Origin of the sequence: Streptomyces sp. ADI95-16 (assembly GCF_003721495.1) — a bacterium.
GTDB lineage: Bacteria > Actinomycetota > Actinomycetes > Streptomycetales > Streptomycetaceae > Streptomyces > Streptomyces goshikiensis.
The window spans coordinates 3,429,623-3,455,175 of the sequence record NZ_CP033581.1; the positions used below are offsets into that span (position 1 = coordinate 3,429,623).

The 25,553-nt window shown below is 71.0% G+C and carries 23 protein-coding genes; 13 read left to right on the top strand and 10 right to left on the bottom strand.

Annotated features, from left to right (window positions below; genetic code table 11):
• Window positions 1–61 precede the first annotated feature (61 nt).
• Complete coding sequence (locus EES41_RS15015; RefSeq protein WP_123078758.1) at window positions 62–1,798, top strand: LCP family protein; 1,737 nt, start codon at window positions 62–64, stop codon at window positions 1,796–1,798.
• Window positions 1,799–1,873: 75 nt separating this feature from the next.
• Complete coding sequence (locus tag EES41_RS15020; protein WP_123078760.1) at window positions 1,874–3,541, top strand: LCP family protein; 1,668 nt, start codon at window positions 1,874–1,876, stop codon at window positions 3,539–3,541.
• Window positions 3,542–3,664: 123 nt separating this feature from the next.
• Here EES41_RS15020 and EES41_RS15025 read toward each other — a convergent pair whose 3' ends face one another.
• On the bottom strand, window positions 3,665–4,702 hold the full coding sequence (locus EES41_RS15025) for a glycosyltransferase family 2 protein (protein WP_073798125.1): 1,038 nt from the start codon (window positions 4,700–4,702) through the stop codon (window positions 3,665–3,667).
• A gap of 286 nt (window positions 4,703–4,988) precedes the next feature.
• On the opposite strand from EES41_RS15025, the gene EES41_RS15030 reads away from it, so the two are divergent.
• The gene (locus EES41_RS15030) at window positions 4,989–6,383 is read left to right on the top strand and encodes an LCP family protein (protein ID WP_123078762.1); all 1,395 of its coding nucleotides are present in this window, start codon (window positions 4,989–4,991) and stop codon (window positions 6,381–6,383) included.
• A gap of 35 nt (window positions 6,384–6,418) precedes the next feature.
• Here EES41_RS15030 and EES41_RS15035 read toward each other — a convergent pair whose 3' ends face one another.
• Window positions 6,419–6,955: an acyl-CoA thioesterase gene (locus EES41_RS15035; protein ID WP_123078764.1), complete on the bottom strand. Its 537-nt coding sequence runs from the start codon at window positions 6,953–6,955 to the stop codon at window positions 6,419–6,421.
• Window positions 6,956–7,062: 107 nt separating this feature from the next.
• Between EES41_RS15035 and EES41_RS15040 the strand changes: the two genes are divergently transcribed.
• On the top strand, window positions 7,063–8,421 hold the full coding sequence (locus EES41_RS15040; RefSeq protein ID WP_123078766.1) for an LCP family protein: 1,359 nt from the start codon (window positions 7,063–7,065) through the stop codon (window positions 8,419–8,421).
• A 90-nt stretch (window positions 8,422–8,511) separates the two neighbouring features.
• Here EES41_RS15040 and EES41_RS15045 read toward each other — a convergent pair whose 3' ends face one another.
• On the bottom strand, window positions 8,512–9,594 hold the full coding sequence (locus EES41_RS15045) for an NDP-sugar synthase (protein WP_123078768.1): 1,083 nt from the start codon (window positions 9,592–9,594) through the stop codon (window positions 8,512–8,514).
• 328 nt (window positions 9,595–9,922) lie between these two features.
• Here EES41_RS15045 and EES41_RS15050 point away from each other — a divergent pair, with 328 nt between their 5' ends.
• The 4 genes from EES41_RS15050 to EES41_RS15065 all read left to right on the top strand — a co-directional run bounded on the left by EES41_RS15050 (window position 9,923) and on the right by EES41_RS15065 (window position 11,800).
• Window positions 9,923–10,114: a hypothetical protein gene (locus EES41_RS15050; protein ID WP_123078771.1), complete on the top strand. Its 192-nt coding sequence runs from the start codon at window positions 9,923–9,925 to the stop codon at window positions 10,112–10,114.
• Window positions 10,098–10,622 carry a DUF6879 family protein gene (locus EES41_RS15055; protein ID WP_123078773.1) on the top strand — a complete coding sequence of 175 codons (525 nt, stop codon included), beginning with the start codon at window positions 10,098–10,100 and terminating at the stop codon, window positions 10,620–10,622. Before EES41_RS15050 ends, EES41_RS15055 begins: the two co-directional genes overlap by 17 nt.
• Window positions 10,619–11,449, top strand: a complete 831-nt coding sequence (locus EES41_RS15060; protein ID WP_164495837.1) for a helix-turn-helix transcriptional regulator — start codon at window positions 10,619–10,621, stop codon at window positions 11,447–11,449. The genes EES41_RS15055 and EES41_RS15060 overlap by 4 nt, the downstream gene beginning before the upstream one ends.
• 87 nt (window positions 11,450–11,536) lie before the next feature.
• Window positions 11,537–11,800 (top strand): hypothetical protein, encoded by a 264-nt coding sequence (locus EES41_RS15065; RefSeq protein WP_254211451.1) that lies wholly within the window; start codon window positions 11,537–11,539, stop codon window positions 11,798–11,800.
• 228 nt (window positions 11,801–12,028) lie between these two features.
• Here EES41_RS15065 and EES41_RS15070 read toward each other — a convergent pair whose 3' ends face one another.
• A complete protein-coding gene (locus tag EES41_RS15070; RefSeq protein ID WP_008741779.1) occupies window positions 12,029–13,201 on the bottom strand; it encodes an acyl-CoA dehydrogenase in 1,173 nt (390 codons plus the stop codon).
• Window positions 13,202–13,417: 216 nt separating this feature from the next.
• Here EES41_RS15070 and EES41_RS15075 point away from each other — a divergent pair, with 216 nt between their 5' ends.
• The 3 genes from EES41_RS15075 to EES41_RS15085 all read left to right on the top strand — a co-directional run bounded on the left by EES41_RS15075 (window position 13,418) and on the right by EES41_RS15085 (window position 16,535).
• Window positions 13,418–14,761 (top strand): UDP-glucose/GDP-mannose dehydrogenase family protein, encoded by a 1,344-nt coding sequence (locus tag EES41_RS15075; protein WP_123078785.1) that lies wholly within the window; start codon window positions 13,418–13,420, stop codon window positions 14,759–14,761.
• Window positions 14,762–14,888: 127 nt separating this feature from the next.
• Entirely contained in the window at window positions 14,889–15,251 is a 363-nt protein-coding gene (locus EES41_RS15080) for a VOC family protein (protein WP_123078787.1), read from the top strand.
• 24 nt (window positions 15,252–15,275) lie between these two features.
• Window positions 15,276–16,535 (top strand): glycosyltransferase family 87 protein, encoded by a 1,260-nt coding sequence (locus EES41_RS15085; RefSeq protein WP_123078789.1) that lies wholly within the window; start codon window positions 15,276–15,278, stop codon window positions 16,533–16,535.
• Here EES41_RS15085 and EES41_RS15090 read toward each other — a convergent pair.
• From EES41_RS15090 to EES41_RS15105, 4 genes are all read right to left on the bottom strand, one after another.
• Window positions 16,532–17,653 carry a membrane dipeptidase gene (locus EES41_RS15090; RefSeq protein ID WP_123078791.1) on the bottom strand — a complete coding sequence of 374 codons (1,122 nt, stop codon included), beginning with the start codon at window positions 17,651–17,653 and terminating at the stop codon, window positions 16,532–16,534. The two genes, EES41_RS15085 and EES41_RS15090, sit on opposite strands and share 4 nt — an antisense overlap.
• A gap of 251 nt (window positions 17,654–17,904) precedes the next feature.
• Window positions 17,905–19,095, bottom strand: coding sequence for a dipeptidase (locus EES41_RS15095; protein ID WP_123078793.1), 1,191 nt, complete (start codon window positions 19,093–19,095; stop codon window positions 17,905–17,907).
• The gene (purE, locus tag EES41_RS15100; protein WP_073778595.1) at window positions 19,092–19,643 is read right to left on the bottom strand and encodes a 5-(carboxyamino)imidazole ribonucleotide mutase; all 552 of its coding nucleotides are present in this window, start codon (window positions 19,641–19,643) and stop codon (window positions 19,092–19,094) included. Before purE ends, EES41_RS15095 begins: the two co-directional genes overlap by 4 nt.
• On the bottom strand, window positions 19,640–20,779 hold the full coding sequence (locus tag EES41_RS15105; protein WP_123078795.1) for a 5-(carboxyamino)imidazole ribonucleotide synthase: 1,140 nt from the start codon (window positions 20,777–20,779) through the stop codon (window positions 19,640–19,642). The genes purE and EES41_RS15105 overlap by 4 nt, the downstream gene beginning before the upstream one ends.
• Window positions 20,780–20,989: 210 nt before the next feature.
• Here EES41_RS15105 and EES41_RS15110 point away from each other — a divergent pair, with 210 nt between their 5' ends.
• A complete protein-coding gene (locus tag EES41_RS15110; protein WP_123078797.1) occupies window positions 20,990–21,544 on the top strand; it encodes a GtrA family protein in 555 nt (184 codons plus the stop codon).
• 22 nt (window positions 21,545–21,566) lie between these two features.
• Here the strand turns inward: EES41_RS15110 and EES41_RS15115 are convergent, their stop codons facing one another.
• Window positions 21,567–22,835 carry an ATP-binding protein gene (locus tag EES41_RS15115; RefSeq protein ID WP_123078799.1) on the bottom strand — a complete coding sequence of 423 codons (1,269 nt, stop codon included), beginning with the start codon at window positions 22,833–22,835 and terminating at the stop codon, window positions 21,567–21,569.
• Between the two features lie 13 nt (window positions 22,836–22,848).
• Window positions 22,849–23,526 carry a response regulator transcription factor gene (locus EES41_RS15120; protein WP_008741769.1) on the bottom strand — a complete coding sequence of 226 codons (678 nt, stop codon included), beginning with the start codon at window positions 23,524–23,526 and terminating at the stop codon, window positions 22,849–22,851.
• 445 nt (window positions 23,527–23,971) lie between these two features.
• On the opposite strand from EES41_RS15120, the gene EES41_RS15125 reads away from it, so the two are divergent.
• Window positions 23,972–25,486 carry a peptide MFS transporter gene (locus EES41_RS15125; protein WP_123078801.1) on the top strand — a complete coding sequence of 505 codons (1,515 nt, stop codon included), beginning with the start codon at window positions 23,972–23,974 and terminating at the stop codon, window positions 25,484–25,486.
• Window positions 25,487–25,553: the final 67 nt, after the last annotated feature.

A 25,553-nucleotide genomic window follows, 5' to 3' on the forward strand; every position in this document is an offset into this window, starting at 1 on the left:
CGTTGACCGAGCGCCTGGGGGGAGGCGCTTCGCGAGGCACCGACGGAGGATTCGAGCAACCGTGGATGCACAAAGCCGTAGGCGGGCGGACGAGATCGACCCCGCAGACCAGTGGGTCCTCAATCCCCGCACCGGCAACTACGAACTGCGACTGGACAGCTCCGCTGCGCAGCAATCGCAGCAGCAGCGGCCGTCCGTGGGCGCCCCCCGCAGAACCCGCAAGGCACCCGCCGCCCCCGCGGCCCCCGAGACCCCGTCACCGGTGGTGCCCGGGCCGCGGCGCGGCGACGGCCCGCCCGGCGGCAGGCGCGGCGGCCGTTCGCGCAGGATCGGCGGCGGCGGCCGCAAGAAGGCCCTGATGATCACCGGCGGGACGCTGGCGTTCCTGTTGGTCGGCGGCTCGGTCGCGGCGTACCTCTACTACGACCACCTCAACGGCAACCTCAACGTCACCGACATCGGGAACGCGGGCAGCGGCGGTTTCAAGAAGGACCAGCCGATCAACATCCTCGTCATCGGCACCGACAAGCGCAGCGGTGCGGGCAACGAGGGGTACGGGGACAAGGACAGCGTCGGCCACGCCGACACCACGATCCTGTTCCACGTCTCCAAGGACCGCAGCAACGCGACCGCGCTGTCGATCCCGCGCGACCTGATCACCGCCGTCCCCGACTGCCCGACGAAGCAGCCCGACGGATCGACGAAGAACATCCCCGGCGAGAAGGGGACGCGCTTCAACACCAGCCTGGGACAGGCCGGCCGCGACCCGGGCTGCACGATGCGCACGGTCAAGGAGATCACCGGGATCCAGGTCGACCACTTCATGATGGTCGACTTCAACGCGGTGAAGAACCTGAGCACGGCGGTCGGCGGAGTGCCCGTCTGCCTGGAGAAGGACGTCAACGACAAGGACTCCAAGCTCAAGCTGTCGGCCGGTGAGCACCGGCTGTCGGGCGAGGACGCGCTGGCCTTCGTACGCACCCGGCACGCCTTCGGCAACCAGAGCGACCTCGACCGCATCAAGACCCAGCAGCAGTTCCTGGGTTCGATGATGCGCGAGATGAAGTCCAAGGAGACGCTGACCAGCCCGAAGAAGTTCCTCTCCCTCGCGGAGGTCGCGACCAAGTCGCTGACCGTGGACTCGGGCATAGGAAGCATCGACAAACTCACCGATCTCGCGGGCGAGTTGAAGGACATGAACCTCAAGAACATCTCCTTCACCACCCTTCCGGTGGTCGACAACCCGGCCGAGAAGGTGAAGGCCACCGTCGTCGTGAACCAGGCCCAGGCCGATCCGCTGCTGCAGATGATCCGGGGGGACGTCTCGCTCACGGAGGTCGAGAAGAAGGAGAAGGCCGCCAAGGAGTCCGCCGAGGCGCAGGACAAGGCCAAGCAGGACGCGCTGCTCCAGGGCGAGAAGGCTCCGGCCGGCGACGTCCGGGTGGACATCCGCAACGGCGGCGGCCCCGCCGGTTCCGCGTCGACCACGCTGAACTGGCTGCAGAACAGCAAGGGCGTCAACAAGGCCAGCAATCTCGGCAACGCACCGGCCAAGATCTCCGCCACCCAGCTGGAGTTCGCCCCCAACCAGGCGGCCCAGGCCCGTGCGCTGGCGGACATGATGGGCCTGCCGGCCACGGCGCTGAAGGTCGCCGCGGCGGACGCCGGACCGAAGACGCCGATGAAGCTCACGCTCGGCGCCGACTTCAAGGGGGCGGGGATCGCCCTGAACGCACCGCAGGAGGCCCCCGAGGGCGTCCAGCGGGTCGAGGCGGACAAGGCGATCTGCGCGAAGTGACCGTCGGCTGACGACGGACCGCGGCCGGCGGGACCGGCCCAACCACCGAGGCATCAGGACTTTGAGGGGGGACACGTGAGGCACAGCAGCGTGCGCGGGGAGGGGGCGCCCGAGTCGGCCGCCGGAGGCATATCCGGCGGCGGCGGCCCGGGCGCGTCCGGTGCGGTGCCTGAACCGCAGGGGGAGGCCGACGGGACGTCCGCGGGCCGCCGCCGGCGGCGGGGCAAGCGGCGGATCCTGCTCTGGACGTCATCGACCATGGCGTTCCTGATACTCGGGACGGCCGGCGCCGGTTACCTGTACTACCGCCATCTCAACGGCAGCATCCAGACGGACACGCTGAACCTCGGCGACAACAAGCTCGGCGGTCCCAAGCCGAACGCGTTCGGGCAGACCCCGCTGAACATCCTCCTGATCGGCTCCGACGCGCGCAACGACAAGGAGAACCAGGACCTCGGCGGGGGCAGGGACACCTTCGGCGGACAGCCGCTCGCCGACGTCCAGATGCTGCTGCACCTGTCCGCGGACCGCAGCAACATGTCGGTCGTCTCCATGCCGCGCGACACGCTGATCAAGATGCCCAAGTGCACCGAGCCCGGCCCCGACGGCAAGGTGCACCCGGCCAGCAAGGGCCTCGTGCAGGTCAACGAGTCGCTCGGCCGCGGCGGCCCCGGCTGCACCGTCGCCGCCTGGCAGGAGCTGACGAAGATACCGATCAGCCACTTCATGATGATCGACTTCAAGGGCGTGGTGTCGATGGCGGACGCCATCGGAGGCGTCCCGGTCTGCGTCCAGGAGAACGTCCACTCGCGCACCCGGGCCGGCAAGGGCTCCGGCCTCAAGCTCCCCAAGGGCGAGAGCGTCATCCAGGGCGAGCAGGCCCTGCAGTGGCTGCGCACCCGCTACGGGTTCGAGGACGGCACCGACCTCGGCCGCACCCACGCCCAGCACATGTACATGAACTCCATGGCCCGCGAGTTCCGCAAGAACGCCAAGCTCACCAACCCGGTGAAGCTCAACAGCCTGGCGAAGGCGGCGATCGACGCGATGGTCGTGGACCCGGGCCTGAACAAGATCGACCGGCTGTACGACCTCAGCATGGAGCTCAAGAAGGTCCCCCCGGGCCGGATCACCATGACCACCATGCCGTGGATCCAGAGCCCCAACGACAGGGACCGGGTCGAGCCCAAGCCGGGCGAGGCCGAGGACGTGTTCCGGATGGTCCGCGAGGACATCGCGCTCGACGGCCAGGACGCCAAGCAGCCCGGTGGGTCCGCCTCGGCTCCGGCCGCCTCCGCCTCGCCGTCGGCCTCCGCCACCGCCACGCCGCCCGCGAAGATCCCGGTCGCGGTCCGCAACGCCACCGGCGGCAAGGACGAGGCCCAGGTCAAGGTGAAGGGCCGGGCCTCCGACGTCGTGGCGCTGCTCGTCGGCAAGGGCTTCACCAAGGCCACCGCCGACCAGCTGACCGGGGCCGAGGACACCACCGTGATCCGCTACGCCAAGCCGGAGCAGGCCGCCGACGCGGCCGCCGTGGCCACCGCCTTCGGGCTGCCGGCCGACGCGGTCCAGCAGTCGGCCGAGGTCCCCGGGATCACCCTGTTCGTCGGCAAGGACTGGCGGACGGGCGCCGCGCCGCCCGCGGCGCCGCCCGCGCCGACCAAGGCCCCGGACTCGGCGCGCCCGCTCAACGGCGACGACGACAAGGCCTGCATGAAGATCCAGGAAGGCTTCACCTGGTAACGGCGTAACGGCCGCGTACGCGAAGGGGCCCGGCGGAGATCCACTCCGCCGGGCCCCTTCGCGTACGCGGTGACCGCGAGGCCTGGCCGCCCGGCTGCCTCGCAGGCCGGCCCGCCTCGCCGGCTAGCCGCCCTGGGCGGCCGGGGCGGTGTCCGCCTGGACCGCGGGGCGGCGGCTGGCGATGACCTTGTTCGCGAGCGAGCGCGGGCTGGTCAGGAAGCCGAAGCCCCAGCACATGTGCATGGTGGCGAGGGCCACCGGGATCTGCGCCCGGGCCTTCAGCGAGAGCCCCTTGCCGGCCGGGACGGAGCCGGCGGTGATCGCCGCGAGGTAGCCCGCCGGGATCACGAGGGCCCACGGGGTGAGCACCGCGCCGGCGACCAGACCGGCCGCGATCGCGCAGACGGCGGTCGGCGGGGCCAGGTAGCGCAGGTTGATCGAGCCGGAGTGGTAGCGGGCCACCACGTGCCGCCAGCGCCCGTAGTCCTTGTACTGCTTGGCGAGTGCCCGTACGGAGGGCCTCGGGCGGTACTGGACCTTCAGCTCGGGCGAGAACCAGATCAGCCCGCCGGCCTCGCGGATGCGGAAGTTCAGCTCCCAGTCCTGGGCGCGGATGAACTCGACGTTGTAGCCGTCCTGCTGCTCCAGCGCCTCGCGGCGGAACACGCCGAGGTAGACCGTCTCGGCCGGACCGGCCTGGCCGCCGGTGTGGAAGGCCGCATTGCCGACGCCGATCTTCGAGGTCATCGCGGCCGCGACGGCGTCTTCCCAGGCGTTCTCGCCCTCGGCGTGCATGATGCCGCCGACGTTCTGCGCGCCGGTCTCCTCCAGGAGGCGGACGGCGGTGGCGATGTAGTTCGGCGAGAGCATGCCGTGGCCGTCGACGCGCACCACGATGGGGTGGCGCGAGGCCTTGATGGCCGCGTTGAGGGCGGCTGGGGTGCGTCCGGTGGGGTTCGGCACGGTGTGGACCCGAGGGTCTTCGCGTACGAGCTCGGCGGCGATCTCGTCGGTGCGGTCCGTGGACGGCCCGAGCGCGATCACCACCTCCATCTCGCCTGCGTACTCCTGTCCGAGGATGTGCCGGACGGAGTCGCGCAGGTGGCGCTCCTCATTGAGCACCGGCATGATCACCGAGACTGCGGGCTGCTGGGCGGGCATGTCGTCCTTCAAGGTCGGGTATCGGTGTCACGTTACCGCGTACGGGGGAAACGGGTGCGCGCCGGACGAGCGGTACGGACAGACGCTGATCGTATGGGCCTACTGTTCTGAAAAATCCCATCCGGCGAGCCTGACCACTGCCGTTCTTGCCCCTGCTGCTCCCGCGGAGGTGTCCACCGTGCCCCAGCCGCACCGTCCCACCCGTCCCGCCAGGCCACCTCAGCCGCAGCGTGCGCGGCGCAGCGGCGGCCGGGACCGGCGCCGGGGTGACCGGCCCCGGTGGGGAGTGCGGATCGCGGCCGGGCTGTCGCTGGTGGTGCTGGTCTCCGGCGCCGTCGGGCACGCCGTGATGACCGGCCTGGACACCGGGATCGAGCGGGTGGACCCGTTCAAGGACATGAAGAACCGCCCGCAGGCCGGGCACGGGGTGAACTTCCTGCTCGTCGGCACCGACGGCCGCGAGAAGATCACCCCGGAGGAGAAGCGCGAGTACCGCCTGGGCGGGGCGCCCTGCCACTGCACCGACACGATCATGCTGGTGCACATCTCGGCGGACAAGGAACGGGCCAGCGTGGTCAGCCTGCCCCGCGACAGCTACGCGGAGGTGCCCGCGCACCGGGACCTGGTGACCGGGAAGGACCACAACGCGCACCCGGTGCGGCTCAACGCGGCGTACGCGGAGGGCGGGCCCGGGCTGACGGTGCGCACGGTCGAGAACATGACCCGGGTGAAGATCGACCACTACCTGGAGGTCGACTTCACCAGCTTCATGAAGACGGTGGACGCGATGGGCGGCGTGGACATCTGCACCGTCAAGACCATGCGCGACCCCAACACCGGCCTGGACCTGCTGCCCGGCGCCCACCGGCTGAGCGGCGGCCAGGCCCTGCAGTACGTGCGCTCGCGCCATGTGGACGGGGCCTCGGACCTCGGCCGGATGCAGCGCCAGCAGCGGTTCCTCGCCGCCCTGATCAAGGAGGCGACGGGCGGCGGCATGCTGCTGAACCCGGTGAAGTTCAAACAGGTCAGCTCGACGCTGCTGGGCTCGGTGCGGGCCGACCGGGGCTTCGGGTCGGAGCAGATGCTGGCGCTCGGGCAGGCGATGCGGGACTTCACGCCCTCCTCGTCGGAGTTCGCCTCGGTGCCGGTCGGCGACCCCTCGTACAAGGTCAAGGGCATCGGCTCGACGGTGAAGTGGGACGAGCCGAAGGCCGCGAAGCTCTTCGAGTCGCTGCGGAGCGACCGGCCGCTCGCCCCCGTCCGGCCGGGGCGGGCCGCCACCGCGGCCGCTGCCGCCCGGCCCGTGGCGGTCCCCGTGGACGTCGCACCGCAAGCGATCCGGGTGCAGGTGGAGAACGGCACCCGGATCGACGGGCTGGGCGGCCGGGTGGACGAGGCCCTGCGCACCACCGGCTTCGACACCACCCGGACCCCGGGGAACGGGGCCGGCCGGGACGTCAAGCGCACGGTGATCTCGTACGACCCGCGCTGGGACCGCTCGGCCCGTACGGTGTCCACCGCGCTGCCGGGCAGCGAGCTACGGGCGGTGACGGGGCAGGGCCGGACGGTCCTGGTGATCGCGGGCGCGGACTACAAGAAGGTGGTCCCGGTGCGCGCGCAGGACCCGTACCAGGGCCAGGTCGGCGTGGTCACGGGCGACCAGGTCGTCTGCGGGGGCTAGGCAGTGTCTTCCGGGCGGACGGCGGCGGCCGTCCGTCAGTCGTCGAGCCCCTCCGCGGACCGGCGCTCGCGCAGCTCCTTGATCGCCTGGCGCCGGGCGAGCCGGTGCGTACGGCGGATCTGGGCCTCCTGGTAGCGGCGCTTGTCCTGCTCGGTCTCGGGCAGGACCGGCGGGACGGTGCGGGGCTTGCCGTCGGCATCGACCGCGGTGAACACGAGGTAGGCGCTGCCGACCTGGGTGGGCGGGGTGGACTCGTTCCAGCGCTCCGCGAGGACGCGCACTCCGATCTCCATCGAGGAGCGGCCGGTCCAGTTGCACTGCGCGCGGACGTGGACCAGGTCCCCGACCCGGACGGGGGCGAGGAAGGCCATCTCGTCCATGGACGCGGTGACCGCGGGCCCGCCGGAGTGGCGCCCGGCGACGGCACCGGCCGCGTCGTCCACCAGCTTCATGATCACGCCGCCGTGCACGGTGCCGAGGAGGTTGGTGTCGCCCGCGGTCATGATGTGGCTGAGCGTGGTCCGCGCGGCCGAGGTCGGCTTGCCGGGGACTTCGCCCGGTATTTCTGTCATGGCTCCACCCTAGGGGGTGTCCCGCGTGCATCAGCTCTGCAACAGCCCCGGTACGAACTTCCCCCCGGGCTGTCGGCCGGCCGTCCCGGCCAGGCATCCTTGGGCGCATGAATGACTGGCCAGAAGGGTGGGCCGACGACCGCGGCCGCCGCGATGACGGGTACGGACGCGGCAGCGCCCAGGCGGAGCCGGAAGGCCCGCAGCGGATGCGGCACGTCCAGCGGCAGCAGCCGCCGCAGGCGCCGCAGCCCCCGCAGCAGCGCGCCGCGCAGCCGGTGGGACCGCCGCCGGTCCGGCGCCCCGGCGTGCCGCCGCAGCAGGCGCAGAGCCCCGACACGTACGGCGGCTACGACAGCGGCTACAACACCGGCCAGGTCTACGGGAACCCCGCGGGCGCCCCGGGCGGTCCGGGCGGTCCGTCGGACCCCGGCGGCCCCGGCGGCCCGCAGCGGCCGCGGCCCGGCGGCGGCAGGCCCGGCGCGGCCCCCGACTGGGGCCGGCGGATCAAGATCGGCTCCATCGTGCTGGTCTCCGCCCTGCTGGTCACCGGCATCGGCACCTACTTCTGGGCCGACTCCAAGGTGCGCCGCGAGGTCGACCTCGCCAAGGTCATCGAGCGCCCCAAGGAGGGCGACTGCACCACGTACCTGATCGTCGGCTCCGACAGCCGCGAGGGGCTGTCCGACGAGGACAAGAAGAAGCTCCACACCGGCTCGGCCGAGGGCAAGCGCACCGACTCGATGATGATCCTGGCGGCCTGCTCCAGCGGGAACACCATGGTCTCGCTGCCGCGCGACTCGGACGTGGAGATCCCCTCCTTCGTCGGCTCCGAGTCCGGGAAGAAGTTCGCGGCCAAGGGCAAGCACACCAAGCTGAACGCGGCGTACGCGGACGACGGCCCCGAGCTGCTGGTGCGGACGGTGGAGTTCAACACCGGCCTGCGCATCGACCACTACGCGGAGATCGGCTTCGCCGGCTTCGCGAACATCGTGGACGCGCTGGGCGGCGTGGAGCTGGACATCGACAAGGGCTTCAAGGACGAGAAGTCGGGCGCCGACTTCAAGTCCGGCAAGCAGACGCTGAACGGCGAGCAGTCCCTGGCGTACGTCCGCACCCGGTACGCGTTCGCCGAATCGGACCTCCAGCGGACGAAGAACCAGCAGAAGTTCCTGTCGGCCCTCGCGAGCCAGGCGGCCACCCCGGGCACGATCATCAACCCGTTCGCGCTCTACCCGACGCTGGGCGCGGGCCTGGACACGCTGATCGTCGACAAGGACATGGGCCTGTTCGACCTGGGCGAGATGTTCTTCGCGATGAAGGGCATCAGCGGCGGCGACGGCGTCTCGATGAACATGCCGATCAGCGGCGAGCGCGGCGGCAACCTGATCTGGGACAAGACGAAGGTCCAGGAGCTGGTGAAGCAGATCCAGAACGACCAGAAGGTCACGGTCACGGCGACCCGCTGAGCACTGGCCGTCGGCCGTCGGGCGGGGCCGGCTCTCCGCGAGGGAGCCGGCGCCGCGCCGCGCGACGTGGCGTGGCGTGGCGTACGCGGGTCAGCGGTCCGAGGAGAAGCGGACCGATCCCGCCGGCAGCTCGGTCTCGCACCACACGCGCACGCCGGCCCGGAGTTCGTTGTCGGAGCCGACGACCGCGCCGTCGCCGATGACCGCGCCGTCCAGGACCGTACGGGAGCCGACCGAGGCACCGGCGCCGATCAGGCTCGCCGTCACCCGGGTGTCCGGACCGACGACCGCGCCGTCCAGCACGATCGAACCCGCCACCACCGCGCCCGCCTCGACACGGGCGCCGACGCCGACCACGGTGCCGCCCGAGAGCAGCGCCCCGTCGGCCACCTTCGCGCCCGGGAGCACCAGGGCCTCGCCGCGCGGGCCGGGGACGGCCGGGGAGGACACGACGCCGCGCACCAGGTCGGCGGAGGCCTGGACGAAGGACTCGGGCTTGCCGAGGTCCAGCCAGTACGTGTCCTCGGTGACCCCGTGCAGCCGGGCGCCGGAGGCGAGCAGGCCGGGGAAGGTCTCGCGCTCGACGGAGACGGGACGCCCGTCCGGGATCGAGTCGATGACGCCGCGCCGGAAGACGTAGCAGCCGGCGTTGATCTGGTCGGTGACGATCTCCTCGGGGGTCTGCGGCTTCTCGGTGAAGGCCAGCACCCGCCCCTCGGGGTCGGTGGGGACCAGGCCGAACGCGCGCGGGTCCTCGACCCGCACCAGGTGCAGGGTGACGTCCGCGTCGACCGCCCGGTGGGCTTCGACCAGGCCGGCGATGTCCAGGCCGGTGAGGATGTCGCCGTTGAAGACCAGGACGGGCTCGTCCGGTCCGCCGGTCAGGCGGCGCGCAGCGTTGCGGATGGCGCCGCCGGTGCCGAGGGGCTCGTCCTCGACGACGTACTCCAGGCTGACGCCGAAGGCGGAGCCGTCACCGAAGTAGGGCTCGAAGACCTCGGCGAGGTAGCAGGTGGCCATCACGATGTGCGTGACACCGGCGGCAGCGGCCCTGGCTATCTGGTGGGCGAGGAACGGGACACCGGCCGCCGGAACCATCGGCTTGGGGGTGTTCACCGTGACGGGGCGCAGGCGCGTCCCCTGCCCGCCGACCAGCAGGATCGCTTCCGTCATAGGTATTCCCCCCAAGCGGATCGGTCGTAAGGAGCCCCAAACTTAGCCCATCCCCAGGACGGCGCGAGGCCGGAGGCGGCTGCTGGAGCCGCTCCCGGCCTCGCGTCGTACCGATGGACCCGTCCGGGACGGGTTGAAGCAGGTCAGAGCAGGTTACGGCCATGCCGATCCGCCACACCCAGCGGGTGCCCCCGTAGCCGCCCGGCGAGGTCGGGCGGCCTCACCCGCGCCGGTTTCCAGTTCCGGAAACTCGAACCCCTTGCCCTGCCCCTCGGGCAATCGGGAGCATGAGCGAGACACAGCGGCAGGAGGAGGGGCGGGCACGGGTGTGAAAGTCGCCAAGCTTGTGAGCACCTGCGAGAACGGGGACTGTCCGACGCTGTACGCAACGGACAGGGACACCCTGCTGGTGCAAGGCGAAGCACCGGCCGACCACGGGCTGGAGATTCCGGCAAAGGAAGCCGTGGTCGAGATCCCCATGGAACTCGTTCGGAAGGCCATTCGTGATCAGCTCATCTAGCAGCTTGGCGGAGCGCTTCAACACGTTCGAACGGGAAGCCTTCCGCCTCGAAATCCTCGACGAGTACAACATCCCTTCGAGCGCCGACAGCCTTCGGGCATTCCTGGCAGGTGAGCCCCAGCCGGCAGAGTACAACGCGGGGTGGGTTGAGACCGTGCGTGCCGCAACCCAAAGGGGTAAGCGCATGTACCGGGTGCACATCGTTTCCCGTCCGCTCACGGACTACCTTCGCTACGAGCTCGGGTGGGGATACGTGAGGAACATGACGGGTGGGGAAGAGTTCTTCATCCTCGACGTCACGGAGCAGCCGAACCCATTGGAAGGGGTCCCGGAGTTCTGGATGTTCGACGAGACTTCACCCGTCGTCATGAACTACGACGAGAGCGGGGCGTTCATCGGCCCTGAGTTCCTCTCTGCGGATCGGGCGGCGGAGTTCATCGGTCATCGGGATACGGCTCTGGCTCACGCTGAGCCGTTCCCCGAATGGTGGGCCAAGCACGGCGAGTGAACAAGACAGAACTCGGCGCGGCGCTGCGGGCATTGCGGCAGGCCTCCGGGAAGGAAGCCAAGGCCGTGGCTCGCAGCGCTGTCATGTCTACGGCCAAGCTGTCGAAGATCGAGAACGGCCGCGTGGCGCCGAGCGTTGCGGACGTGGACCGCATCCTTTCGGCCGTGGACGTGTCGGCGGAGATCAAGGCCGAGTACATGGCGGTGGCTCGGTCGCAGGCGACGGAAGCCACGGCATGGCGTCTGTATCGACGGCTCGGATTCCACCGGAAGCAGGAGCAGATCCGGGCGCTGGAACAGTCCATGACCCTGCTGCGCCTGTTTCAACCCTCATTGGTTCCCGGCCTGCTGCAAACACCCGAGTACGTGAGGGCCGTACTTCAGCGGAAGGGCCTGGGAGAGGAGCAGTTGTCCCGGACCATCGGAGCCAGGATCGAAAGGCAGCGAGTCCTCTACGACACCGACAAGACCCTGCGCTTCATCATGACGGAACCTGTCCTGCGTTGGCGCATCCTCCCCGCCGCCATGCTGGCGGGCCAGGTGGACCGAATCGTTTCCGTCTCGCGCTTGCCGAACGTGGACATCCGAGTCGTACCCCTTGACGCCGCGCAGCCAGATGTACCCGGGCATTCTTTCGTGATTCGCGATGACCGGGTGGTCACGGTGGAAACGACCCACGCTGAAATGGTCGTGACCGACCCCAGAGACGTTGCCCTCTACGTGGACAAGTTCGAGCGGTTTTCCGGCGTGGCGCTTTCCGGTGGCGACATGCGCGCCATGCTCGGTCGCATCCGGGACGAGCTATTGCGGGAACAGGAAACCGGCTAGAACTCGACCTCGCCCCCCGGTCACCATTGGCTGTCGATTCCCGGACACAGCGCCGAAGGGGTGCGCAATGGCAATCAGGACGGACAGTTGCGTCAGCGCGGACGGGGCGCGCCGGTGACGCGCTCGGTCATCCGGTACGCCGAGCACCGGATCGTCAGAGACCCCGAGTGCACGCCCAGCACGGTTGCGAGCTGCCTGTACGAGGGGTGCGGATGGGCTGCCGTGCCCGGCCCCGACGTGGCCGAGGTGGATCGGCAGTGCATGAAGCACACGGGCCTGCACGCCGGCCACGGACGATTCCTCCGGGGGTTCGAGGACATCGCCCTCGTTCACCGGGTCGACGCGCCCTGACGCGTACTCCCGCCCCCGCCAGGGCGGGCAGTCAAGCCACGCGGGCGGGGCGCCGTACGACCGTGTCAACCGGGGGTCTCTTGTTCGCGCGCCCGGCGCGGACGGCGAAAGGCCCCCGGCATCATGCCGGGGGCCTTCTCGTTCATGCGGGTCAGCGCCTGTTCCGTGCCCGGGGACGGCCGGTCATCGGGGGAGGCGGTTGACCTGCGAAACCCTGCTACGGCAGGGCTACGGCAGGTTCCTCGCCATGACGATGCGCTGCACCTGGTTGGTGCCCTCGTAGATTTGCGTGATCTTCGCGTCGCGCATCATGCGCTCCACGGGGTAGTCACGGGTGTAGCCGTAGCCGCCGAGGAGCTGGACGGCGTCCGTGGTGACCTCCATGGCGACGTCGGAGGCGAAGCACTTGGCCGCGGCGCCGAAGAAGGTCAGGTCTTCCTTGTCGCCTCCGGCGGAGACGCGCTCCGACTTGGCGGCGGCCGAGTACGTCAGCTGACGGGCGGCCTCGATCTTCATGGCCATGTCCGCGAGCATGAACTGGACGCCCTGGAAGTCGCCGATCGGCTTGCCGAACTGCTTGCGCTCCTGGACGTAGCCCTTGGCGTAGTCCAGGGCGCCCTGGGCGATGCCGAGCGCCTGGGCCGCGATGGTGATGCGGGTGTGGTCCAGGGTCTTCATGGCGGTGGCGAAGCCGGTGCCCTCGGCGCCGATCATGCGGTCGGCGGGGATGCGGACGTTGTCGAGGTAGACCTCGCACGTCGGGGAGCCCTTGATGCCGAGCTTCTTCTCCGGGGCGCCGAAGGAGACGCCCTCGTCGCTCTTCTCGACGACGAAGGCGCTGATGCCCTTCGAGCGCTTCTCCGGGTCGGTGACGGCCATGACCGTGTAGTACTCGGAGACGCCGGCGTTGGTGATCCAGCGCTTGACGCCGTTGAGGACCCAGAAGTCCCCGTCGCGCACGGCGCGGGTCTTCATGCCGGCGGCGTCGGAGCCCGCGTCGGGCTCGGAGAGGGCGTACGAGAACATCGCGTCGCCCTTGGCCAGCGGGCCGAGGTACTTGGCCTTGAGCTCCTCGGAGCCGGAGAGGATCACCGGGAGGGAGCCGAGCTTGTTCACGGCCGGGATGAGGGAGGAGGAGGCGCAGACGCGGGCCACTTCCTCGATCACGATCACGGTGGCGAGGGCGTCGGCGCCGGCGCCGCCGTAGGTCTCGGGGACGTGGACGGCGTGCAGGTCGTTGGCGACGAGCGCGTCGAGGGCCTCCTGCGGGAAGCGGGCCTCTTCGTCGACCGCGGCCGCGAACGGCAGGATCTTCGCCTCGGCGAGAGCGCGGACGGACTCGCGGAGCATGTCGTGCTCTTCGGCCGGACGGTACAGGTCGAAGTCGGCAGAACCCGCCAAGATCTCTCACTCCCCAGGTGGTGACTGATGCTAACTACCGTTAAGTAACCCAAATCTTAGTGTCCGGGGTCCCGGCAGCGATATCCAACGCCTACGTGAGCTGCGTGACAGCGCCGCACGCGGCCGTGCTGACGAGGGGATTCCCCGGCCGCGTCCCCCCGCGCGGGGCCGACTATGCTCGGTTGCCGCAATCGCCCCGCCACCTCTGGAGCACGCATGGCCCTCAAGATCACCGTGATCGGCACCGGCTACCTCGGCGCGACGCACGCCGCGGCGATGGCGGAGCTGGGCTTCGAGGTGCTGGGCCTGGACGTGGTGCCGGAGAAGATCGAGATGCTGGCCTCCGGCCGGGTCCCGATGTACGAACCCGGGCTGGAGGAGCTGCTGGCCGCGCACGTGGCCGGGCTGCCGGGCTCGACGGGGCGGCTGCGGTTCACGACGTCCTGGGAGGAGGTCGGCGCCTTCGGTGACGTCCACTTCGTGTGCGTGAACACGCCGCAGAAGCACGGCGAGTACGCGTGTGACATGTCGTACGTGGACTCCGCGATCGAGTCGCTGGCCCCGCACCTGACGCGGCCGGCCCTGGTCGTGGGCAAGTCCACCGTGCCGGTCGGCTCCGCGGAGCGCCTCGCGGCGAAGCTGGCCTCGCTGGCCCCGGCGGGCGACGAGATCGAGCTCGCGTGGAACCCGGAGTTCCTGCGGGAGGGCTTCGCGGTGCAGGACACCCTGCACCCGGACCGGCTCGTGATCGGCGTCCAGGGCGAACGCGGCGAGAAGCTGCTGCGGGAGGTCTACGCGACGCCGATGGGCGAGGGCACCCCGCTGGTGGTGACGGACTTCCCGACCGCGGAGCTGGTGAAGACCGCGGCGAACTCCTTCCTCGCGACGAAGATCTCCTTCATCAACGCGATGGCGGAGGTGTGCGAAGCCGCCGGCGGTGACGTGGTCAAGCTCGCGGAGGCCATCGGGTACGACGAGCGCATCGGGGCGAAGTTCCTGCGCGCCGGGATCGGGTTCGGCGGCGGATGCCTGCCGAAGGACATCCGCGCCTTCATGGCGCGCGCCGGCGAGCTCGGCGCCGACCAGGCGCTGACGTTCCTGCGGGAGGTCGACTCCATCAACATGCGGCGCCGCGGGCACATGGTCGAGCTGGCGCGCGAGGCGGTCGGCGGCTCCTTCCTGGGGAAGCGGGTGGCGGTCCTCGGCGCCACGTTCAAGCCGGACTCGGACGACGTGCGGGACTCCCCCGCCCTGAACGTGGCCGGGCAGATCCACCTCCAGGGCGGCCAGGTCACCGTCTACGACCCCAAGGGCATGGACAACGCGCGCCGCGTCTTCCCGACGCTCGGGTACGCGGACTCCGCGCTGGCGGCGGCGCGGGGCGCGGAGGTCGTGCTGCACCTGACCGAGTGGCGGGAGTTCCGCGAGGACCTCGACCCGGCCGCGCTGGGCGAGGTCGTCACCGACCGCCTGATGCTGGACGGACGCAACGCGCTGGACCCCGCCGCCTGGCGCGCGGCCGGCTGGACCTACCGCGCGATGGGCCGCCCCCGAGCCTGACCACCGGCCCCGGGACCGCCCTTCCACCGTTCCCCGGGCTCCGCCCGGACCCGCGCCTCGAACGCCGGCGGGGCCGAATGGGCGGGTGCGGCCCGGGGATCGGGGGTGGGGTGCGTAGGGTGGGGTCATGGTTGTCGCCAAGCTCGGGGCCGTCGTCGTCGACTGTCCCGATCCGCTCGCCCTCGCCACCTTCTACGGCGAACTCCTCGGCGCGACGCCCGTCGTCGACGACGAGACCTGGGTGGACCTCGCCGGGTACGAGGGGACTCCCCTCGCGTTCCAGCTGGCTCCCGGCCACGTCCCGCCCCGCTGGCCCTCCCCGGACGGGTCCCAGCAGTTCCACCTCGACCTCACCGTCGAGGACCTCGACGCCGCCGAGGAGCGGATCCTGGCCCTCGGCGCCACCCCCCTCGACGCCGACGACAAGTCCCGCACCTGGCGGGTGTACGCCGACCCCGCGGGCCACCCCGTCTGTCTCTGCGCCGGCTGAAAAGCCATGGGTAGACTCCGGCCGGTGACCACGACCAGCGGCCTCCGGCCCACCCCCCGCGCCGCCGCCGCACGCCCGGCATCGAGAGCGCCCCGCCCCGGCACCCTCGTCGCCGTCGCCGGCGTCTGGGCGGTCACCCGGGTCGCGATGGCGCTGATGCTCGTCCACGGCTTCCACGGCTCGGACATAGTCCGCGTCGAGGTCTCCGTGACCTACCACAACTGGTACAACGTGCTGGCCACCGGCACGATGCCGCACAACGACATCATGTGGCAGTACCCCCCGGCGGCCGCGGCGATCTTCCTCTCGCCCGACCTGCTGCCCTTCCTCACCTACTTCCAGGCCTTCGTCGCGCTCACCGTGCTCTGCGACGGCCTGATCCTCCTCGGCCTGTGCCGCGCCGCCCGCCGCTCCGACGGCAGCATCGCCGGCGCCCTGCTCTGGCTCGGCGCGCTGCCGCTGCTGATGGCGACCCCGTTCGCCCGGTACGACGTACAGGTCACCCTGCTCGCCGTCGGCGCGCTGCTCTGCCTGCGGTTCCGGCCCCGCCTCGGCGGCGTGGTCGCCGGCATCGGCGCCATGGTCAAGGTGTGGCCCCTGCTCACCCTGCTCGGCACCCCGCGCGGCAAGTCCACGCGGGACGCGTTCGTCGCGGCCGCCGTGTCCTGCGTCGCGCTGCTCGTCGTGTTCTCGCTGCTCTTCCGCGACACCCTCGGCTTCCTCGGCAACCAGGGCGACCGCGGCATCCAGATCGAGTCGCTCGGCGGTTCGGTGCTGATGTTCCTGCGGGTCGTCGACCTCTGGCCCGGCGAGATCACCTTCCAGTACGGGGCCTTCGAGTACACCGGCCCGTACGTCAGCGCCATCGCCCGGGCCTCGCTCGCGCTGACGGTGGCCGGCTTCCTGCTGCTCCTGCTGTGGCGCGTCAAGGCGCGGCGCTGGACCACCGCGACCCCGCTGGACGCCGCGTTCTGCGCGATCATGGTGTTCACCGTCACCAGCCGCGTGCTCAGCCCGCAGTACCTGATCTGGCTGCTCGGCCTCGCGGCGGTCTGCCTGACCTGCCGGCACACCACGCAGCGCCCGATCGCCTGGCTGGTCGTGGTCGCCACCGCGCTCACCAACCTGATCTTCCCGGTGATGTACGGGACGGACATCCTGGCGAGCACGCCGCTGGGCACCTTCCTGCTCTGCGCCCGCAACGGCATCCTGCTCTACGCGACGCTCTGGTCCGGGATCCGGCTCTGGAAGGCCACCGTCCCGGCGCCCACCGCGGTGCTCTAGGCCGTCCGCCGGCGCTGGGCCGCCCGCGCCGTGAACTCCGCGTCCCGGAGCACCCGCTGTGCGTTGCCCCAGGTCAGCAGCGAAAGGTCGGCCTCCGACCAGCCCCGGTCGAGCAACTCGGCGATCAGTCTCGGGTAGCCCGAGGGGTCGGCCAGCCCGGCAGGGCGGGGGCGGCCCGGTTCGCTGCCGAAGGCCGCTCCGAGTCCGACGCCGGCCGGGCCCGCGACGGCCCGTACGTGGTCAACGTGGTCCGCGACCGCGTGCAGGGAGTCCCCGGTCCGGGCGGTGTCGAAGGTGACCATCGCCAGCCCGCCCGCCGCCCGCAGCGCGAGCAGCACCTCGTCGGTCACGTTCCCCGGGTGCGGGTTGAGCGCGGCCGCCGCCGTATTGGAGATGATCACCGGGGCCTTGGAGGCGCCTGCGAGCCGGCAGGCCACCCCGGGCGGGCAGCCGGTCAGGTCCACCAGCATCGAGAGCCGGTTCATCTCCTTGATGACCTCGTGGCCGAAGGCCGTCAGGCCCTCCTCGGCCCAGGGCGCCCCGGCGGGCGCGACGATCCGTACGCCCAGCGCGTGGAAGGCGCGCAGCGCGCCGAGCGAGTCGGTCAGCGTACGGCCGGGGACGGGGCCGAGGAACGAGGCGATGCGGCCCCGGTTGCGGGCGTCCGCGAGGTCGTCGGCGGTCAGCGCCAGGCCCAGGCTGTCGGGGTAACGGCGCATCAGGGTCAGCGCCACGTCGATCTGTTCCAGGGTGTCGGACACCACCTGGTCGGGGGCCGCGGCCTCGCGCGGCGTCAGCAGCGACCAGAACTGGGCGCCCACTCCCCCGGCGCGCAGCCTCGGGATGTCGGTGTCGACGCCCGCGTCCGGGGTGTCGATGTCGTGGTACGGGCTCTGGCGAAGGGTCCAGACAAGGGTGTTGCACCCGTCCGCGACGGGGTGGACGGACAGCAGCGTGGCGGCACGTTCGAGGGAGCCGCGCGCCGCGGTGGGCGCGGGGACGTCTTCGACTCCGAGGGAGCCCGGTCCCACGGCGGCGGTGGCCGTGTGGGGGTCATCCTGCAGGTCGGCCATGGCGTTCGCTCCGGTCTCGGCGGCAGCGGGGAGAGATGCTGCCACCGTGACATGTGGGATGCCGGGGCCGCCCGGCGGATGTGGCGTTCGGGTGAAACCCGCAGGTCAACCACCAGGTCAACCACCAGGTCACCGCCCAGGTCACCGCCCAGGTCACCGCCCAGGTCACCGCCCAGGGCGGCCGCAGCGTCGCACCGGGCCGCCACCCCCGCCGGGCGCCCCCGGCGGGGGCGCTCGCCAGGGGCGCCCGCCGCTCACCCCGCGGCGACCCGCCGCGGGGTGAGCGGCCGCGGCCCTCAGGCGGTGCCGGCCAGTACCGCGTTCGACGGCCCCCGGGACGCCGCCTGCTCGCGCGCCACCGCTTCCGCGTCGCGCAGCGCCCGTACCGCGTTCGACCAGGTCAGCTTGGCCAGGTCCGGCTTCGACCAGCCGCGCTCCAGCAGCTCCGCGATCAGGTTCGGGTAGCCCGAGACGTCGTCCAGCCCGGCCGGGGTGAAGGCCGTGCCGTCGTAGTCCCCGCCGATGCCGATGTGGTCGACGCCGGCGACCTCGCGCATGTGGTCCAGGTGGTCGGCGACCGTCGCGGCCGTCGCCACCGGGCGCGGGCGCTCCGCCTCGAAGGCCCGGTGCAGGGCCATCGCCTCGGGTCCGGTGTCGAGGTGGTGCAGGCCGTGCGCGCGCAGGTTCTCGTCCGCGGCCAGGGTCCAGGCGACCGCCGCGGGGAGGATGAACTTCGGTACGAAGGTGGCCATCGCCACGCCGCCGTTGACCGGCAGCAGCTCCAGCACGTCGTCCGGGATGTTGCGCGGGTGGTCGCAGATCGCCAGCGAGGACGAGTGCGAGAAGATCACCGGCGCGGCCGAGACCGCGAGGGCGTCGCGCATCGTCGTCGCCGCCACGTGCGAGAGGTCGACGAGCATGCCGACGCGGTTCATCTCGCGCACGACCTCGCGGCCGAAGTCCGTCAGACCGCCGTGCCGGGGCTCGTCGGTCGCGGAGTCCGCCCAGTCGATCGTGTCGTTGTGCGTGAGCGTCATGTACCGCACGCCGAGGCGGTGCAGGGCGCGCAGGGTGGCGAGCGAGTTGTTGATGGAGTGGCCGCCCTCGGCGCCCATCAGCGAGGCGATCCGGCCGTCCGCCCGGGCCGCCTCCATGTCGTCCGCCGTCAGCGCCCGCACCAGGTCGCCGGGGTAGCGGGCGATCAGCTGGTCGACGGCGTCCATCTGCTCCAGCGTGGCGCTGACCGCCTCGTCGCCGGTCAGCTCGGCGGCGACGTACACCGACCAGAACTGGGCGCCGACCCCGCCGGCCCGCAGCCGGGGGATGTCGGTGTGCAGGTACGCCGACTGGTCGCCGGCGATGTCGCGCCGGTCGAGGTCGTAGCGGACCTGCTTGCGCAGCGCCCAGGGGAGGTCGTTGTGGCCGTCCACGACCGGGTGCTCGGCCAGCAGCTCACGCGCCTCGCCCAGGCGCCGCGCCGCGCTCACTTGCCGAATCCGAAGGACTCCGCGCCCGCCACCTTCGCGCGCAGCCGCTTGCCCTTCTCGGTGGCCTGGTCGTTCAGCTCCTGCTGGAACTCCCGCATCCGGCCGAGCAGCTCGCCGTCGTGCGCCGCCAGCATCCGTACGGCGAGCAGGCCCGCGTTGCGCGCGCCGGCGACCGAGACGGTGGCGACGGGAACCCCGGCGGGCATCTGGACGATCGACAGCAGCGAGTCCATGCCGTCGAGGTACTTCAGCGGGACCGGGACGCCGATGACCGGCAGCGGGGTGACGGAGGCGAGCATGCCGGGCAGGTGGGCCGCCCCGCCCGCGCCGGCGATGATCGCCTTCAGGCCGCGGTCGGCGGCCCGCTCCCCGTACTCGACCATCTCGCGCGGCATCCGGTGCGCGGAGACCACGTCGACCTCGTAGGGGATCTCGAACTCGTCCAGGGCCTGGGCGGCGGCCTCCATGACCGGCCAGTCCGAGTCCGAACCCATGACGATGCCGATGACGGGCGGCCGCGGGGAGCCCGCGGTGCTGGAGGTGCTCATGCGGTGATCGTTCCTCTGAGGTAGCCGGCGGCGTGACGTGCGCGCTCCAGCACGTCGTCCAGGTCGTCGCCGTAGGTGTTGACGTGGCCGACCTTGCGGCCGTGTTTCACGTCCTTGCCGTACATGTGGATCTTGAGCTGCGGATCGTGCGCCATGCAGTGCAGGTACGCCGCGTACATGTCGGGGTAGTCCCCGCCGAGCACGTTGGCCATGACCGTCCAGCGGGCCCGGGGGCGCGGGTCGCCGAGGGGGAGGTCCAGGACCGCGCGGACGTGGTTGGCGAACTGGGAGGTGATGGCGCCGTCCTGGGTCCAGTGGCCGCTGTTGTGCGGGCGCATGGCCAGTTCGTTGACGAGGATGCGGCCGTCGGTGGTCTCGAACAGCTCGACGGCCAGGTGGCCGGTCACGCCGAGCTCCTGGGCGATGCGCAGGGCGAGGGCCTGGGCCTCGCCCGCCAGGGCCTCGGAGAGGTTCGGGGCGGGGGCGATGACCGTGTCGCAGACCCCGTCCACCTGGACGGACTCCACCACGGGGTAGGCCACCGCCTGGCCGTGCGGGGAGCGGACGATGTTGGCCGCGAGCTCGCGGACGTAGTCCACCTTCTCTTCGGCGAGGACCGGGACGCCCGCCTTGAAGGGCGCCTCGGCGTCCTCCGCGGTGCGGACGAACCACACGCCCTTGCCGTCGTACCCGCCGCGGACGGTCTTGAGGATGACGGGGAAGCCGCCGACCTCCTCCGCGAAGGCCGCCGCGTCCGCCGGATCGCTCACGATCCGGTGGCGGGGGCTGGGCACGCCGATCTCGTCGAGCTTGGCGCGCATCACCCCCTTGTCCGCGGCGTGCACCAACGCGTCGGGCCCCGGACGGACGGGGATGCCGTCCGCTTCCAGGGCCCGCAGGTGTCCGATGGGCACGTGCTCGTGGTCGAAGGTGATCACATCGCAGCCGCGCGCGAAGGCGCGCAACGTCTCCAGATCGCGATAGTCGCCGATGACGACATCGCTCACGACCTGGGCCGCCGAGTCCTGTGGTGTGTCACTGAGGAGCTTGAATCTGATGCCGAGGGGGATACCCGCCTCGTGGGTCATGCGGGCGAGCTGTCCGCCGCCGACCATGCCGACTACCGGGAACGTCACTCCTCCAGGGTATCCGGCGGTATTGCGCCATCCGGACATGACCCTGGCGCGGACCCGCCCCCGGGCGGCGTGTGCCGTGTGTCGCAGGCGGTCCGAAGGCACAGACGCGGTCGCGGGGCGACACTTAGCATGGGTGGGCTGAGGTACACGAGCGACGCCCGGCAGCGCAGCACCGAAGCATCCCCTACCGGACAGGGACCGAACCGACTCATGAGCACCCCGAAGCACGGACCCGCCCTCGACCGCGTGCGCGCTCTCGTCAGGGAAGTCGCCAAGTTCGGGGCCGTCGGCGGTCTGGGCGTGCTGGTCAACCTGGGTGTCTTCAACCTGATCCGGAGCACGACCGACCTCCAGGTGGTGCGCGCGAGCGTCATAGCCACCGTCGTCGCGATCGCCACGAACTACCTCGGCTTCCGCTACTTCGCCTACCGGGACCGCGCCCAGTCGGGGCGCACCCGTGAGCTGGCCCTGTTCGTCGCGTTCAGCGTGGTCGGCCTGGTCATCGAGAACGGCGTGCTGTACACGGCCACCTACGGGTTCGGCTGGGACGGCAAGCTGGAGACCAACGCGTTCAAGTTCATCGGGATCGGTGTCGCCACCGTCTTCCGGTTCTGGTCCTACCGGACCTGGGTCTTCAAGGCCCTGCCCGCCCCGGCCGCGGTGTCGCTGGTCGTCGGGCAGCGGGACGGACAGGCCGAGGGCCAGGGCGGCGGGGCGCCCGGCGCGCCCGCCGCCCCCCGTACGCCCGAGCCCGCCGGCAAGTGACCGGCCCCCGCCGCGCCCGCCGCTAGCGGACCGTCTGCTCCGCCTCCACCGGCGGCTCCGGGGTGGTCATGCTCAGGAACAGGGCGAACACCGGCGGCTGCGTCTGGAGCAGCTCCAGCCGTCCCCCGTCCGCCTCCGCGAGGTCCCGGGCCACGGCCAGGCCGATCCCGGTGGAGTTGCGGCCGCTGATGGCCCGCTCGAAGATCCGGTTGCCGAGGTCCGGCGGAACGCCGGGACCCTCGTCGGTGACCTCCAGGACCGCCTGGTTGCCGATCACCCGCGTGCGCAGCGCGACCGTGCCGCCGCCGTGCATCAGGGCGTTCTCCACCAGCGTCGCCAGCACCTGCGAGACCGCGCCGGGCGTGCCGACGGCCCGCATGCCGGTCTTCCCGGAGCGCACGATGGCCCGCCCGGCGCTGCGGTAGGCCGGCCGCCACTCCTCGACCTGCTGTTTGACGACCTCGTCGAGGTCGAAGGGGACGGCCGAGCCGGTCCGGGGGTCGCGGGAGTTCGTCAGGAGCCGCTCCACCACGTCCGTGAGCCGCTCCACCTGGGTGAGGGCGATGGTCGCCTCCTCCCGTACGGTCTCCAGGTCGTCGGTGACCGTGATCTCCTCCAGCCGCATCGACAGGGCCGTCAGAGGGGTCCGCAGCTGGTGGGAGGCGTCCGCGGCGAGGCGCCGCTCGGCGGTGAGCATGCGGGCGATCCGCTCGGCGCTGGAGTCCAGTACGTCCGCGACCCGGTCCAGCTCGGGCACCCCGTACCGCTTGTGGCGCGGCCTGGGGTCGCCGGAGCCCAGCCGCTCGGCGGTCTCCGCGAGGTCGGTGAGCGGGGAGGCCAGCCGGTTGGCCTGGCGTACGGCGAGCAGGACGGCCGCCACGACGGCCAGCAGGGCCACCGCGCCGACCACGGCCAGGGTCCGCCCGACCTCGCGGGTCACGGTGGAACGGGACTCCTCGACGACCACGAGCTCGCCCTGTTCACCGCGGGCGCTGCCCCGGATGACGCTGTCGGGGATCCGCTCCCCGACCTCGACGGAGACCCGCCCGGGGACCTGGACGCGGGCGTACCGGCCCGCGTCCAGCTGCTCGGCGAGGGCCTGGGCGTCGATCGGTTTCCTCTCCAGGATGTTCGCCTCGACGATGCCGACGAGCCGCAGCGCCTCGGACTCGATGCGGTCCTGGGCGCTGCTGGTGATGGTGCGGGTCTCGACGATCACCAGGGAGACCCCGAAGACGGCGATCACGACGAGCACCACGGCGAGCGTGGAGTTGATCAGGCGGCGGCGCATGGCTCAGTGGGCACTAGCTCTTCTCGAAACGGAAGCCGACGCCCCGGACGGTGGCGATGTAGCGGGGGTTGGCGGCGTCGTCGCCGAGCTTCTTGCGCAGCCAGGAGATGTGCATGTCGAGGGTCTTGGTGGAGGACCACCAGGTGGTGTCCCAGACCTCGCGCATCAGCTGGTCGCGGGTGACGACCCGGCCGGCGTCCCGGACCAGGACCCGCAGCAGGTCGAACTCCTTGGCGGTGAGCTGGAGCTCCTCCTCCCCCATCCAGGCGCGGTGCGACTCGACGTCGATCCGTACGCCGTGGGTGGCCGGGGACTGGGCGGCCTCGGTGGCGCCGCGCCGCAGCAGGGCCCGGACCCGGGCGAGCAGCTCGGCGAGCCGGAACGGCTTGGTCACGTAGTCGTCGGCGCCGGCGTCCAGGCCGACGACCGTGTCGACCTCGTCCGCACGGGCGGTGAGGACCAGGATCGGGAAGCCGTGACCTTCGGCACGCAGCCGGCGGGCCACCTCCAGGCCGTCCATGCCCGGGAGGCCCAGGTCGAGGACGACGAGGTCGACGCCGCCCTGGAGTCCCGCGTCCAGGGCGGTGGGGCCGTCCTCCCGGACCTCGACCTCGTACCCCTCCCGGCGCAGGGCGCGGGCCAGGGGTTCCGAGATGGATGCGTCGTCCTCGGCGAGCAGTACACGCGTCATGTGGGTGATGGTAGTCCGCACGGACTGAAAGCAGAGGCGCGCTTTCGCACCCCTGGGCATCGAGCGTGCTGAACTACTAACGGCCTTCGAATGTGGTCGAACGGTTCCCGCCAAGCCTGTGATCCATATCTCAAGTCCTTCCATATGCCGCAGTGTCGTGTCGTATGGTGGCGAGACGCCTGATGCACTACCCAGGGGACCTTTGTGCCGAAAAGCGAGCACGAGGCCTCTACTTGTGTTCGGTGAATGACCTGTGGGCCGGGCTCTGCGCGCGAAGCTGTGCGACAGGGCGTGGATCCCGGTCGCGGACCTTCCTTCGCTCCCGCACCCCTGTGGGGCGAGCCCCCGGGCGTGGGGCAGGAGGTGCGTCGCCGGTGCCGGCCACCCCCCACCGGGCGCTGATGAGCTCACGAAGCGCAGCGTCCCGATCAAGCAAGGATCGACCATGGCTTCCAGCCTGACGACGGCTTCTCAGAGCCCCGCTCACGAGAAGACCTTCCTCGGCCACCCGATCGGCCTGGCCACGCTGTTCATGACCGAGATGTGGGAGCGCTTCTCCTACTACGGCATGCGTGCGCTTCTCGTCCTGTACCTGGTCTCCGGCGGCGTGGACGCCGCGACCGGGAGCCAGGGCGGCGGCCTCGGCTTCAAGATGGGCGTGGCCACGGCGATCTACTCCGTCTACGTGGCCATGGTCTACCTGATGGCCATGCCCGGCGGCTGGTTCGGTGACCGCGTCTGGGGCGCCCGCAAGACCGTCGCCATCGCCGGCTTCGTGATCATGGCCGGTCACGTGGCGCTCGCGCTGCCCGGCCAGCTCGCCTTCTTCGGCGGTCTGCTGCTGGTCGCCGTGGGCTCCGGTCTGCTGAAGGCCAACATCTCCACGATGGTCGGTCACCTGTACAAGGGTGCGGACGACCCGCGTCGTGACGGCGGCTTCACGCTGTTCTACATCGGCATCAACCTGGGTGCCTTCGGTGCGCCGTTCCTGATCGGCACCGTCGGCGAGGTCGTCAACTGGCACCTCGGCTTCCTGCTCGCCGCCATCGGCATGGGCCTCGGCCTCACGGTGTTCCTGGTCTTCGGCCGCACGCTGAGCCCGCGGAGCAGCATCGTCCCGAACCCGCTGTCGGCCACCGAGCGCAACGGCATCATCGTCAAGGCCGTCGCCGCCTTCGCGATCGTCGCGGCCTTCTACGGCGCCGTGACTGCCATGGGCATGTTCACGATCAACTGGGCGCTGTACCCGATCACCATCGCCGGTCTGATCATCCCGGTCGTCGTCCTGGTCCGCATCAAGCGCGACAAGGACCTCTCGGCTCCCGAGCAGTCGAAGATGACCGCGTACATCTGGTTCTTCGTCGCCGCCGCCGTCTTCTGGATGATCTACGACCAGGGTGGTTCGACCCTGTCGCTGTTCGCCGACTCCAAGACCGGCGGCATCCTCGGCTGGACCCCCTCGACCACCTGGTACCAGTCGCTGAACCCGCTGTTCGTGATGGCGCTGGCCCCGGTCTTCGCCTGGATGTGGCTGTGGCTGGCCCGCAAGAACCAGGAGCCGAACACCATCGTGAAGTTCGCGATGGGCCTGGTCCTGGTCGGCGCGTCCTTCTTCGTCTTCGTCGTCCCGATGGGCATGGCGGGCGACGGCACCAAGGTCTCGCCGATGTGGCTGGTCTCGATCTACATGATCCAGACCATCGCCGAGCTGTGCCTCTCCCCGGTCGGCCTCTCCGTCACCACGAAGATGGCCCCGCAGAAGTACGCCTCCCAGATGATGGGCGTCTGGTTCCTCGCGGTCACCGCCGGTGACTGCACCACGGGTCTGCTGTCGCTGGCCGGCGTGGACCTGAACGGAACCGGGATCATCGGCATGCAGGCGGCCCTCGCCGCCGCCGCCGGTCTCGCGGTGTACATGTACCGCAAGAAGGTCCAGTCCCTGATGGGCAGCGTCCACTGACGCACCCCGCACGCGAGGAGCGGCCCGGCACACCGTGAGGTGTGCCGGGCCGCTCTCTTGTACGGGC

Bases quoted from the DNA above. Each gene is read 5' to 3' on its own strand.
- EES41_RS15025 (WP_073798125.1), bottom strand. From the start codon at position 4,702: ATGCCCGCCCAGCAGCCCGCAGTCTCGGTGATCATGCCGGTGCTCAAT.
- EES41_RS15035 (WP_123078764.1), bottom strand. From the start codon at position 6,955: ATGACAGAAATACCGGGCGAAGTCCCCGGCAAGCCGACCTCGGCCGCG.
- EES41_RS15040 (WP_123078766.1), top strand. From the start codon at position 7,063: ATGAATGACTGGCCAGAAGGGTGGGCCGACGACCGCGGCCGCCGCGAT.
- EES41_RS15045 (WP_123078768.1), bottom strand. From the start codon at position 9,594: ATGACGGAAGCGATCCTGCTGGTCGGCGGGCAGGGGACGCGCCTGCGC.
- EES41_RS15075 (WP_123078785.1), top strand. From the start codon at position 13,418: ATGGCCCTCAAGATCACCGTGATCGGCACCGGCTACCTCGGCGCGACG.
- EES41_RS15080 (WP_123078787.1), top strand. From the start codon at position 14,889: ATGGTTGTCGCCAAGCTCGGGGCCGTCGTCGTCGACTGTCCCGATCCG.
- purE (WP_073778595.1), bottom strand. From the start codon at position 19,643: ATGAGCACCTCCAGCACCGCGGGCTCCCCGCGGCCGCCCGTCATCGGC.
- EES41_RS15110 (WP_123078797.1), top strand. From the start codon at position 20,990: ATGAGCACCCCGAAGCACGGACCCGCCCTCGACCGCGTGCGCGCTCTC.
- EES41_RS15115 (WP_123078799.1), bottom strand. From the start codon at position 22,835: ATGCGCCGCCGCCTGATCAACTCCACGCTCGCCGTGGTGCTCGTCGTG.
- EES41_RS15120 (WP_008741769.1), bottom strand. From the start codon at position 23,526: ATGACGCGTGTACTGCTCGCCGAGGACGACGCATCCATCTCGGAACCC.
- EES41_RS15125 (WP_123078801.1), top strand. From the start codon at position 23,972: ATGGCTTCCAGCCTGACGACGGCTTCTCAGAGCCCCGCTCACGAGAAG.